Origin of the sequence: Devosia sp. (assembly GCF_048261455.1) — a bacterium.
Lineage (GTDB): Bacteria > Pseudomonadota > Alphaproteobacteria > Rhizobiales > Devosiaceae > Devosia_A.
In genome coordinates, this window is the sequence record NZ_JBLXGA010000037.1 from 1 (window position 1) to 12,757 (window position 12,757).

At 34.4% G+C, this 12,757-nt stretch carries 9 protein-coding genes and 2 pseudogenes; 8 read left to right on the plus strand and 3 right to left on the minus strand.

Features of this window, described 5'->3' with window-relative positions:
- The 6 genes and pseudogenes from ACN0TK_RS18455 to ACN0TK_RS18480 form a co-directional block, all read left to right on the plus strand.
- Positions 1-231: pseudogene (locus tag ACN0TK_RS18455) on the plus strand (hypothetical protein); the annotation flags it as partial.
- A 2-nt stretch (positions 232-233) separates the two neighbouring features.
- Positions 234-3,344: a glycosyltransferase gene (locus ACN0TK_RS18460; RefSeq protein WP_417311011.1), complete on the plus strand. Its 3,111-nt coding sequence runs from the start codon at positions 234-236 to the stop codon at positions 3,342-3,344.
- Positions 3,345-3,353: 9 nt separating this feature from the next.
- A complete protein-coding gene (locus ACN0TK_RS18465; protein WP_417311012.1) occupies positions 3,354-4,958 on the plus strand; it encodes an aldolase catalytic domain-containing protein in 1,605 nt (534 codons plus the stop codon).
- A complete protein-coding gene (locus tag ACN0TK_RS18470) occupies positions 4,948-5,616 on the plus strand; it encodes an HAD family hydrolase (protein ID WP_417311013.1) in 669 nt (222 codons plus the stop codon). Before ACN0TK_RS18465 ends, ACN0TK_RS18470 begins: the two co-directional genes overlap by 11 nt.
- Before the next feature lie 3 nt (positions 5,617-5,619).
- Positions 5,620-6,354 carry a 3-deoxy-manno-octulosonate cytidylyltransferase gene (locus tag ACN0TK_RS18475; protein ID WP_417311014.1) on the plus strand — a complete coding sequence of 245 codons (735 nt, stop codon included), beginning with the start codon at positions 5,620-5,622 and terminating at the stop codon, positions 6,352-6,354.
- Between the two features lie 18 nt (positions 6,355-6,372).
- Positions 6,373-7,170, plus strand: coding sequence for a sulfotransferase family 2 domain-containing protein (locus ACN0TK_RS18480; RefSeq protein WP_417311015.1), 798 nt, complete (start codon positions 6,373-6,375; stop codon positions 7,168-7,170).
- A 373-nt stretch (positions 7,171-7,543) separates the two neighbouring features.
- On the opposite strand, the gene ACN0TK_RS18485 is transcribed toward ACN0TK_RS18480, so the two are convergent.
- Positions 7,544-7,882, minus strand: coding sequence for an IS66 family transposase zinc-finger binding domain-containing protein (locus ACN0TK_RS18485; protein ID WP_417311016.1), 339 nt, complete (start codon positions 7,880-7,882; stop codon positions 7,544-7,546).
- Positions 7,883-8,047: 165 nt separating this feature from the next.
- Between ACN0TK_RS18485 and ACN0TK_RS18490 the strand changes: the two genes are divergently transcribed.
- Complete coding sequence (locus ACN0TK_RS18490; protein ID WP_417311017.1) at positions 8,048-10,528, plus strand: glycosyltransferase family 2 protein; 2,481 nt, start codon at positions 8,048-8,050, stop codon at positions 10,526-10,528.
- A complete protein-coding gene (locus ACN0TK_RS18495; protein ID WP_417311018.1) occupies positions 10,500-11,588 on the plus strand; it encodes a hypothetical protein in 1,089 nt (362 codons plus the stop codon). The genes ACN0TK_RS18490 and ACN0TK_RS18495 overlap by 29 nt, the downstream gene beginning before the upstream one ends.
- Positions 11,589-11,871: 283 nt before the next feature.
- Here ACN0TK_RS18495 and ACN0TK_RS18500 read toward each other — a convergent pair.
- A pseudogene (locus ACN0TK_RS18500) lies at positions 11,872-11,988 on the minus strand (IS5/IS1182 family transposase); the annotation flags it as partial.
- Positions 11,989-12,248: 260 nt separating this feature from the next.
- Positions 12,249-12,757 (minus strand): IS30 family transposase (locus ACN0TK_RS18505; protein WP_417311019.1); only part of this gene is annotated, 509 nt, incomplete at its 5' end.

Below are 12,757 nucleotides of genomic sequence, written 5' to 3' on the forward strand. Positions count from 1 at the left end.
TACGAGTCGCCCATGGGGCCCATTCGTCCGATTGATATTATGTTTGGTCACCAAGGTGCGGTCGAGCAGGGCGATACCTTTATGGCACACAAAACGGCATTTGATGCAAATTCACTGGCGCACGCTTTAAACAAAGTTGGTTTTAAAGAAGTGCGTGTAATGACAGACAAATACCATAACCTGTGGGGTTATGGGATTAAAAGTAATTTTTTAAATTCGATAGGCGAATAGGAATGAGTAGGGAAATAAATCTATCAAATCAAGATGCTTCATTTATTGAGAAATTGAAGGGGTCTTTTTTGGTTAACGAAAATTTTTATAAGAATAGAGGATATTCATCCGATATTGTAATTGATTATTTTTTTAATCCAAATAAAAATTCAATCAAGCCATCTTTTCTGTTCAATCCAGTTTATTATTTGAATAGTAACTCTGATGTAAGTGATAGTGGAGAAATTGCAATTCTTCACTATGTAATATTTGGAGAGGTGGAAGGAAGGAATCCATCTGAGTTTGTAGATTTAGATTACTTGAAGTCTCAGATAGGCGACCTAAAAAATGATACATATCTAGGTTTTTTTTATAAGAATGAAGTAGTTAAGAATATTTCTCCAAGCCCATACTTTGATGTTAAATATTACTTAGAAAGAAATGTAGACGTTAAAGATTCTGGCATTTCTCCATATGAGCATTTTATAACCCATGGTGTATTTGAGGGGAGGGAGCCTAAAAAAGGTTTAGATTTATCTAAGTATTTAAAAGATTATGATAAAGAAAACATAAACACACATCCATTCTTAAGTTATATAAAAGACTCTAAGAAAGATATTAAAAATAAATATTCAAATATTAAAAAGAAATATTCAAATGCCAAATCAGCTTCAAATTCTATTTTTATTGAATTGATTAAGCCATTCTTTAATGAAGAAGAATATTTGAATGCAAACTCTGATGTAAGAAATGCACTTTCAAATAATGTCTTCGAAAGTGGTTGGCAGCATTTTTGTTTTTATGGACTTTCAGGTTTCATAAAGGGAAAAAGAAAAATAAAGAAAAGCTGGGACTTTTTTTGTATTGATGAATCTAAGGGATTGGATAAAAATCATCTTCTTAGCTTTTTAGAAAAACAGAATGAACTAGATGAAACTAAATTAAATCTTCAAGCTATTGATAACGAAAGTAAATATGTTGATGTGTACATATCGTGCTGGTTGAGACAAAAAGAAGCGTTACATGAAATTGTTAGAAGCTTTGCTCGAAATCTTATGGAGAAGGGTAAAAGAGTACGGTTTGTTTCTCATTCTTCTCTTTTAATAGAAGATAGAGAATTAAGTACAATAGAGTGTGGATTTTCAATACTAGGGTCTAAGATATATAGAAATGAACCTCTTGTAGAGGTTCCTAAGGTATTATTGGAGGAGTTGTCCGAAGTTCTACGGGTTAGGGCAAGGGAGATTAATGACGAAAGTTTAGAGAAAGATAGTGCAAAAATCACGCGATTGATAAAAAAAGCTTATTCGTACTGGAAAAGATGTTTTATTAAATCTAAGCCAGAAATTGTGTTTGTTTGGGGTTCTACATGTGCAATGAGTAAGTTGCACATATTCTTATGTAAAGAACTTCAGATCAATTATCTTGTAATAGAGCGTGGGCACTTTCCACGAACAATATGCATAGAGAATAACGCTCAATTTGCATATGGTGGAAGCCAGATATTACCACAGAAAGTTGATTTTGATATAAACAAGTACAACGAGATTAAAAACTGGATAGAATCTATTAAAGATGTTGCTTACGAGCATAAAAATATTACTGCTAAGATCCCAGTTAAGATTTTAGAGGCAAAGAAAAATAAAAATAAAATAGTATTATTTATTGGCGTTAATGATATAGGTTCCGGCATAGCTTACTCGCACGCTTCCATACCTGAGCAGCATGGAAGTTTGTTTAATTATTCTAAAGATGCATGCAAAGAAGTAATTAGTGCTGTGAGTGTAGTTGAGCCTGAATCATTAATTATCATTAAGCCTCATCCAGCAGACAGGTTTGATTATAAAAAATACTCCGGTAATAATGTTGTTGTTCTTGAAGATAGTAATATTAACGAATTAATAAAATTATCTGATGTTTGTGTGACATTAAGTACTACAGCTATAGCACAATGCATTGTGGAAGAGAAGCCATTAGTAACTTTGGCTTATACAGATGTTAGTGGGAAAAATATTTCGTATGAGTGTAATAATGAAAGCTCAATTATTCATAAAATTAGAATGGCTATGCTGAGAGAATGTTTCGATGAAAAGGTTATCGAAGGAAAGAAATTCATTCAAGGGTTATTTGAAGATCGATTATATACAATTAATTCAGAAAGCGTCCATGTAAGAGATATTGAAGAGTTTTCAAATGCAATAAATAGTAGGATAGAAATGTTTTTTCCTAATCGAAGAAAAGAGCTATTTCCTGCTGAATTTGGAAATGTATTGGAAGGCTGCAGATATAGAAAATTTAATATCAATCATAGTTTTTCGCCAAGTTTTGATGATCTCGATGTTATTGTACCAATTTATAGCGATGCTGATGTTACCGAAAAATGCATTGATCGAGTTCTGATGCAAATGAAAAAAAGCCAAGATTTTCGATTGATTCTGATTAACGATGCTAGTCCAGATCCAAAGATTCATTTGTTAATGGATAAATATAGAGATATATCACCAAATGTTTTAGTTTTTAGTAATGAGAAGAATTTAGGTTTCTCTGGAACTGTAAACAAAGGTATAGAGATTTCTGGTGAGCGAGACGTGATCCTACTGAATAGCGACGCTTTTATTTCAGACGATTTCGCTCGAAATATGTATTGTGCAGCATATAGTAACCCTGATATCTCTACGGTGTCTGTTTTTTCCAACAATGCTGGTGTCTATTCTAATCCTTTAAGTACAGGTGAGTCTTTAGAGCTTTCTTTTGTAGATTCTTATGTAGAAAATAAGGCAAAAATAGCATGTAAAAATAAAGGTTTTTGTGTTGAGGTCCCTGTAGCTCATGGTTTTTGTTTGTTTATTAAGAGAAATTTAATTAATTCAATTGGACATTTTGATGAAAATAAATTTGGAAGAGGTTATTCTGAAGAAATAGATTTTTCATTAAGAGCGAGAATGTCTGGATTTATAAATGTGGTCGCACCAGGCATATTTGTAGGTCATATTGGTGGAGTTAGTTTTGATGAAGTAGAAGGTAATTTAAGAATAGAAAATAGAGAAATTATCAAAAGAAAGTATAAAAATTATTTCTCTGAAATGATTGCTTTCAGAAAAAATGACCCATTAAAAAAATACCGATTAATATAAGGAGGTTTTATGTATTTACTGGACTGTACATTAAGAGATGGTGGTTATTATAATAATTGGGATTTTCCTGTAGATGTAGTTAATGCTTATCTTGAAGCGGTTGCTTTGGCAAAAATTGAATTAATTGAACTTGGGTTAAGGAATTTCCCCAAATCCGGTTTTTTAGGCGCATACGCATATACAACTGAAGAGCATCTGAATAGCTTAGTTTTGCCAAGTGGACCATCATATGGTGTTATGATAGACGCTAAAACTATCTTGAGTTCAGGTTTAGATATAAAATCTGCAGTTAATAAATTGTTTGTTCATTGTTGTGAAAGTAAACTTGATTTTGTTCGAGTCGCTGCTCATTTCCATGAAGTAGAAGAATGCGAAGAAATTCTATCGGAACTCAAGTCGCTAGACTATAAAGTTGGTTTAAATCTAATGCAGTCGGCTGGAAAGAGTGAGCAACTTATCCAAGAAAAAGCAAAGCTTGCTCATTCTTGGCGTAGAAATATAGATGTTTTATATTTTGCAGACTCTTTAGGGAATATGGACTCTAATGAGGTTATGCGTGTTTTAGATGCGATTAAGTCTGAATGGTCAGGTGAAATAGGAATACATACCCATGATAATATGAGTAAGGGCCTAGAAAACTCGGTGCTAGCATATGATAATGGAGTAAAATGGTTAGATTCTACAATAACTGGAATGGGTCGAGGAGCAGGTAATACGCAGACTGAAAGACTTTTGCCAGTGATTAACGATAAAGAAAACAAATATAACGTTTCACCAATATACGATGTTGTGATAAGACATTTTGAAAAAATGCAAAAGAAATATTGCTGGGGAACTAGTTTATTATATTTTTTAGGTGCTAGAAATAATGTGCATCCTACATATATACAGAATTTACTTTCTAATTCACATTATGGTACAGAGGAAATTATTGGTGCTATTGAGTATTTAAGTCAGTTGGAAAGTACTACATCATTTAACGGTGATGTACTAAAGAATGCACTCGCATTTAACAAAGTGGTTAAGCCTGTTTCAGGTAGTTCGGAAATAAAATCAATCTTTTTAAATGAAGAGGTTTTGATTTTAACAAATGCTCCTAGTGTGGAGAAATACAAAGAACCTATAAAGCAGTATATTATCAATAAAAAACCAAAAGTATTGTCTATAAATATAAATAATATTATCGATCCAGATCTTATTGATTATTATATAGTTTCTCATAATGCTAAGTTTTTTTCAGACTCGAGTGCTTATAATAATTTAAACAAACCACTTATTTTGCCTTCTCATAGATTTACCGAATCTGAAATTGAGTCAATAAAAAACCTTAAATTAGTAGATTTTGGGTTTGATACTCCTTCTGAAGAAATTCAAGTGTTTGAGGAATATGTGCGTTCGCCTGTGGATCTTACAATTGTCTATGCACTAGGTCTGTCTTTAATAGCACAAGCTAAAAAAGTAAGTTTGGTAGGTTTTGATGGATATAATCAAGGTGACCAAAGACAGCTAGAAGTGGTAGAGGTGATGCACAGTTTTGTTGACTTAGGTTTAGCTATGGAGGCTCTAACACCAACAACTTATCCGGTAAAGCAAGGCTCAATATATGCGATTTAATTATAATGACTATTCGGCGATTATATTTGACTGTGATGGGGTGATATTTAATTCGAATAACTTGAAGATCTTAGCAATGGAAGAAACGCTAATTTCTTTAGGGGTTTCGGAGTTAGAAACAGAAAAGTGTATACACTATTTTGCTAACAACTTTGGAAAGTCGCGCTTCCATCATGTAAATGTATTTATAGAAAGATTCATTGATGGACTGTGTTCTACTGAGTTAAATTCTTTGAAAGATGAAATACTTCAAAATTATTCCTCAAAGTGCTTTGATTTATACATGAAGTCTGAGCTAACTCCAGGGTTTATAGATTTTATGGATGAAATTGTAGTGAAGTGTTTTATAGCTAGTGGTTCTGAAGAAATCGAACTTCGAAATGTAATAGAAGCAAGAGGATTAATGTCGTATTTTTGCGAAGTCTATGGATCACCTAAGTCAAAAAATGATATCGTTTCTGATATATTGGAAACTGTTGGAAATAATAATTGTCTGATGATTGGTGATGCTATTTCAGACTTAAATGCTGCTTTAGTCAATGAAATTGATTTCGTTGCATATACACCATATTCAAATGTCAAAGCTGAACTAATAGATAAAACTATTCAGCATAATTTTAAAGTTGTTTCGAGTTGGAATGAATTTAATGAGGTTTAGTAAATGAAATATGCCGTTGTAATACCTGCTAGATACCAGTCTAGTCGTTTTCCTGGTAAGCCATTAACTTTGATACATGGTAAAGTAATGATTCAGCTTGTATGGGAACAATGTTGCAAAGCTGTTGATTCTGATCTTGTTTATGTTGCTACTGATAATGAAATTATTGCTAAAGCTGTTGAAAGCTTTGGTGGAAAAGTAATTATGACTAGCTCAGATTGTTTAACTGGCACGGATAGACTAGCTGAAGCCAACGAGCAGCTTGATTGTGATTTTCTTATAAATGTTCAAGGTGACGAGCCAGTCATTGATCCTAAAAATATAATTAAAGTTATAGATCTATATAAAGAAAAGAAAACGATAGTTAATGCATACAGTCGTATTGATGAAGATGAATTTCGTTCACTTTCAGTTCCTAAGGTAATAGTTTCAAAAACTGGTAGATTGCTTTATATGAGTCGCTCTGCGATTCCTCTTACAAAAGAAAATAGTTTTTCAAGGGCACATAAACAAGTTTGCGTGTACGCATTTGGAAGGGAAGATCTTAAATTTTTCAGTTCCATAAAAACAAAAACACCTTTAGAAAAAATTGAGGATATTGAGATTTTAAGGTTTTTAGAAAATGATTATATTATCAATATGATTGAGGTAGAAGGCGGTTCTTTGGCAGTTGATTTTCCAGAAGATGTTGTTAAAGTTGAAAAATATATTGATAAAATAGGGGTTGATAATCTCTAGTTTGAAAAGGATTTTTTAATGAGAATTTTTAAAAATAGTAATGATAGGAATGTTAATTTAAAACAAAATTCTAAGCATTCTTTTTCTTTAAATCATACTATGATGCTATATAGAAGAAATGCGATATATACATTTATTCCTAAGAATGGTTGTTCAACGTTAAGGCTTAGTGTTGCTATTGATAATGGTGTCATTAATGATATTTCTGAAGGCGATTGGATTCATTCTAATAACCAAACATTCAACGCTACACTTGAAGAATCAATAAAAACAAAATACTCTTTTGTTATTTTGAGGTGCCCCTTCAGGAGGTTGGCTTCAGCTTTCTTAGATAAAATAGTGTCTAAGGAGGTTGAGGCGTGGTCATATCGAATTGCAAGGAATAGATCTATAAACCTAGATGATATCTCTTTTGAGGATTTTGTGTTTTCATTGAAGGAGCTTTCAATTCTCAATTCAAACATTCATTGGCGTAAGCAAGTTGATTTTTTATTGTATAAAAAGTACTCTGACTATTTTTGTTTGGAAAACTTCTCTTTGATTGAAAAGAGGCTTCGTAAAAGATTAGCTTTTCATGTCATTGATGCACGTGAGTTAACAGGTCATGGAACAGAAGGTTATACTAAACTTGTGGATGAGAATTATGCGTCTATGGACGCATTTGACATTTCTGTTTTAAAGAGGAAAGGCTTTTGCCCTTCATATTCATCTCTGTATACTGATGAATTGGTTGAAGTAGTGTCAAGAATCTATAGTGAAGATATTGAGCTTTACAAAAGTAAATTTGGATCTGAGAATTTACTTTTCAAAGTATAATTCTTGATTCCTATTGTTTTTCTTCTTATCTAAATGTTTTCTATAGTTTTAATTAGTTATCGATCTGAAATATGTTCTCTCGTGTTCATAGGTTGTTTTATATATACCCTAACAATAATTAATGCTTTGAATCACCTTGCCGTAAGCGTCCAGCTATCAACACCTTGAGTCTATTTTTTGATCTACAGCAACTTTATCATACTTAAGGGATGCAACTAAACACTGATATCTTTAAGATTTTTATAAGAAAGATAGCTATGGATAGCTGAAGCTCCCAAGATGGGAGCTCTGTCTTTCTTCGTGATGATTACCCATGGAGGCGGCGAGAATGTTTTTTAGGGTATCAGTTTGACGTTCCAAAGCAATAAATCATCTAGTTCCGCTCTTTTTCCCGCTTCTGCAGTTTTTCAAACAGCTTCACAAGATAATCATAGGCAATCCAGCCATTGGCTTTGGCAGTTTCGATCAGGATGTAAATGTTCCCAGTCGATTGCGCGCACTCCCAGCATTCGTACTTTGGTCGAACTGTTTCGATGACTTTTAGCTGAGCCGAGATAAACTCTTGTCGTTCCGCCTTGTCTTCGCCTATACGATGCAGCAGACCATTGCAGAATTTTGAGGTGATTACGGGTACGTTCACAGAAAAAAACAAACAGACGATCAAAGCAATGTTCCTGATCCAGCACATCAGCAACGATGGTGCATAATCCATAGATAAAAAGTGTTTTCGATATAGAGCTCATTTTAAGTTTACATCTTTGTTATGTAAAAGAGTTTTTTTAGGTGGTGTTCGTTTCTTGTCATCGCTAAAATAGATATTTTATGTAAAAATTACGGATTGGATGGATGAAGATGCTCATTAGGAGAGCCTGGCTAGATGAACAGTAAGCTAAAGTCAACTTGTGATAGTAAAACGGTGCCTGTACAGGCGGACCCTTTGAAATACTCATTTCAGGATTTATCATTGGGTATTTTTCAAGGCTGGTGCGATAAAGCTACGCACGCGCGTTTGATTATTGAAGGTCGTATTCTTGCCGATGAACTTAAAGTCAATGCTCTTTACAAAGGGCAAACCGAAGTGGAGGACAGTGCTTGTGCCTTTCGCTATACCCTAGATGCATCCACGTTAAAAAGCTATTGGTTCAAAAAGTCTGTGTTGGCAGGGGAAGTAGTATTCTTTAATGAGCAGACACAGATCGTTGCTCATACTATTAACATTGACAGTCGGAAGCTGCTTAACTCTGTCAAAAACTATAACCAAGTGCCGTTAACCGATATTGAACAAGTAATTTTAGAGTCGCAGCTTTGGGATGAAGCCTATTATTTACAGCAAGTTCCTGCTCACGAAATTTTGCATGAATCTAAAGTAATCGATTACATCATCAAGAGTGTGTACACGGGACGATCACCGTGTGAGCATTTCAACTCTCAATATTATGCGGCAAAAAACCCTGATGTTATTCAGAGTAGCGTTAACCCGTTTTATCATTATCTGATGTCTGGTGAGAAAGAAGGACGGAGGCCGTCTGCTTATTTTAATCCAAAACTATATTTGGATTACAATCCCGATCTTAGCAATTGGGATCTCTCTCTTCTTGCCCATCTTGTTTTGACAGGCTTGAACGAAGGCAGGGTGCATAATGAGTTTATTAAAATTCAACAGGCCGATGCTGCTATAGATCCATATCTAGCTTGGCGCCTTAATAATGAGCCAATACCTTATAGTGAAGTGGTCGAAAATTTACAAGGTTTCAAGAATAACCCCATAATTTCAATTGTTGTCCCTGTTTATAATCCGCCTATTGAGTTTTTAATACGCTGCATCGAGTCAGTAAGAAGTCAGTCTTATCCACACTGGGAGTTGTGTCTTGCTGACGATAAGTCCCCTAATGCCGAAGTTCGTAAAATTCTTAAAAAATACGCTAACTTAGACCGTCGCATTAAAGTTAAAAATCGCCGAAGCAATGGTCATATATCTGCAGCCAGTAATAGTGCTTTAGAGCTTGTTACAGGTGAGTGGGTCGCGTTACTTGATCACGATGACGAACTTAATAAACATGCGCTTTATCATGTGGTTAACGTATTAAACGAACAGCCAAAAACTCAATTTATTTACAGTGATGAAGACAAAATAACAGAAGATAACCAGCGCTTTGAACCGCATTTTAAATCAGATTGGAATCTAGACTTGCTTTACAGTCAAAATTATATTTCCCATCTAGGCGTATATCGTGCTGATATTGTAAAGCAGATTGGTGGTTTTAGAGAGGGGTTTGAAGGCAGTCAAGATTATGACCTTTTGTTAAGATACTCTCGTGAAATCGATCACAGTCATATCGCCCATATTCCTAAAGTGCTCTATCATTGGCGTGTGATAGACGGTTCAACTGCCATGGCAGCAGATGGTAAGACTTACACAACTGATGCGGGCATCAAGGCGTTAGAAGATCATTTTAAAGAATTAGGTCAATCAGTGAGTGTTGAACAAGGCAAGCACGCTAATATTTACAAGGTAAATTGGGATATAACGGATGAGCCATTAGTGTCATTGATTATTCCCACTTATAATGGTCAAGACATCACCAAACAAGCAATCGATTCAATTTTAGGCAAAACTATTTATCAAAATTACGAAATAATTTTGGTTGATAACAACTCTGATGACCCAGAGGCTTTAGCCTATTTTGATGAAATAGGTGTGCATCCAAAAGTTACCTTATTAAAATACCCGTTCCAATTTAACTACTCAGCCATCAATAACTTTGCAGTGAGTCACGCTAAAGGGTCAATTGTAGGTCTAATTAATAATGATATTGAAGTCATTAACCCAGAGTGGCTTACGGAAATGGTCAGTCATGCTAATCGTGACGATATTGGTTGTGTTGGTGCTATGCTTTACTATAGCAATGAAACTATTCAGCATGCGGGCGTTATTTTGGGTATTGGTGGTGTTGCTGGGCACTCTCATAAATATTTTGAGCGTAACGTAAATGGCTATTTTAGTCGTTTGAAAGTAGTTCAAAATCTATCAGCTGTAACAGCGGCGTGTTTACTTGTTCGAAAAGAAATTTTTGAATCCGTCAATGGTCTAAATGAAACAGATCTTAAGATTGCTTTTAATGATGTCGACTTTTGCTTAAAAGTACAGAAAGCAGGCTATCGTAACTTGTGGACCCCTTATGCGGAGCTTTACCACTACGAATCAATTAGTCGTGGTGCGGAAGATAATCCAGAGAAAGTTGCACGATTTAATAAAGAAGTAGAATATATGATTAATAATTGGGATGAAACCCTTAAAAAAGATTTATATTACAATAAAAATTTAACAATTGAAAAAGAAGATTTTAGTTATGTTTAAATTTCAATGTAATAAACATGAGTGGAGTGATGATTGTTATCGTTTTTTTCTTGATGAGTCTGATCAAGTTATTAAAGGCTGGTTTGTTAAGTTTAATGAAGAATGTAAGGATTTAGTGTGTAAGGTTTATAATCAAGACGGATCATTTTATTTTTTTGAAGTGAAGGTTTCGTTATATAGGCCGCAGCTTTCTTCAATCTTAAAAAATATTTCTAATGTAGAGTATTCTGGTTTTGAAGTAGATATTGATTTTTTGAATTTTAAAAAAATTGTTTTTTATATTAATGATGTGGTCCTGGCAACTGTTAGTAAAAATCTTCCTCTACTGTTTGTTCACGTTCCTAAAACTGCAGGCACAACAATCAATAGTGCTATTATTGATTTATTTGGTAAAGATAATTCACTAGTACATGTAGAGTCTAAACCTGATTGGGCCGATGAAAATAAAATTAAGTATATTGATTTTATTTCAGGGCATCATCCATATAAATTTTTCATGCTATATAATTTTTTAAAGAATTTTCGAAAAGCCATTTCATTTCGAGAGCCTTACTCTCATGTTATTTCCCATTTATCTTGGGTAAGAGCTTTGTCGGAGTCTGGGAGTGAAAGTCGATTTTTAAATCATCCTGAATATATTAAAAAGTTAAGTCTCAAACTTTCAAATTTCGATTTCTCAGATCCATTTTCTATTAGTAAGATGATTGAATCCCTAGAAGATGAAGAATTTCGTCTTTTTGATAATACTCAAATGCGTTATATTCGATCTGATATTTCTAAAAAAAGGGTTGATGAAATTGATTTAAATGATTCTATTGAAAATTTAAAAGACTTTGACTTCATAGGTATAGACGAAGGTATCGAAGCTTTTATATCCACTATATATTTAAGTTATGGGAAAAAATATAATGCTAAAGATTCTAGAGAGAATGTATTAAATAATAAGTTCGGTTTTGATATCGAGAATGAAGAGATCAAGGAATCATTGCAACCGTTAGTTAAGTATGATTTAGCTTTGTATGATGTATTGTTAAATAATAAGGAAAAGAAAGCTCTATGATTAATGTTGCTGCGTTAACAGTTATAAAGGATGAAGGTTCATATATAATTGGTTGGGTTAGTCATTGTTTTTATATGGGGTTTAGTTCAGTTTATTAGGACTTATGTGATTAAGTCAGCTAATTAGCACTTAATCACTGCTGACTTGATTTGAATCTCTTCTTTAGTGTGTATTGTTGTCTAAATGAAGGTGTAAAAGCTCCAGCTACTATTATCAAAATGGATTAACCCCGTGTACTGTTAGCTTATTGTGATTTTTTGACAGACCATTTTTCGGAAATCAAACGGCACTTGAGTATTCGAAAAGGGTGCTCTACTTTTGCTATGATGTTTGCTTTTTTGTACTCAGTATTAATTTGTTTTTTTATTATTACTGGGTGCTTCTTCCATTCACGTACCTTTGCTTAGTCTCTATGGAATCAACCGCGCGTTTAGATTTACGAGTGAATCTGTGATTTAGCGAACCCTTACCGATTATTGCGGCGTTTGCTGGTAAATTTGGTATCGACGTAGAAATGCTGGCTTATAATCGGTAGGAATCGTATTTGTCTTAAGTTGGCGATATTGTTTCATCTTACCAACTTAATCGCATATTCCCTAGGTTCGCTTTGGCGACGAAAAAATCTCGCGAATTCAACTCCGAAGTGCACCACTCTCTAAATTACGCTGCACTTCGTAGTTCATCGAATACGACCGCAGGTTGTCTATAGCCAATACATTTTCTTGGTCTAAGGTTTAGCGACCTTTGCACCTTCGCAATCTCTTCATCGGTCACCGTTCTGAGGTCCGTTCCCTTAGGGATATATTGCCTCAGCAGACCGTTAAAGTTTTCATTTAAACCACGCTCCCAAGAAGCGTAGGGATTAGCAAAATATACATCGGTTTTGAGCTTCTGGGCGATACTTTCGTGAGCACAGAACTCTGTTCCGTTATCTGCGGTAATCGTATGTACGTGACGGCGATAACGCCACAGCATAGCACCAACGGCTCGACAGACATCTTCAGTACTTTTCTTGGGCACTTTGCGGATTAAATACAGTTTGCTCTTTCGCTCAACCAAGCTAACAATCGCTCCAGTGCCTTGTTTACCTAAAACGGTATCGACCTCCCAGTCGCCAAAACGTTGTTTGGTATCCACTATCTCAGGGCGCATCTTCGATGCCAATTCGA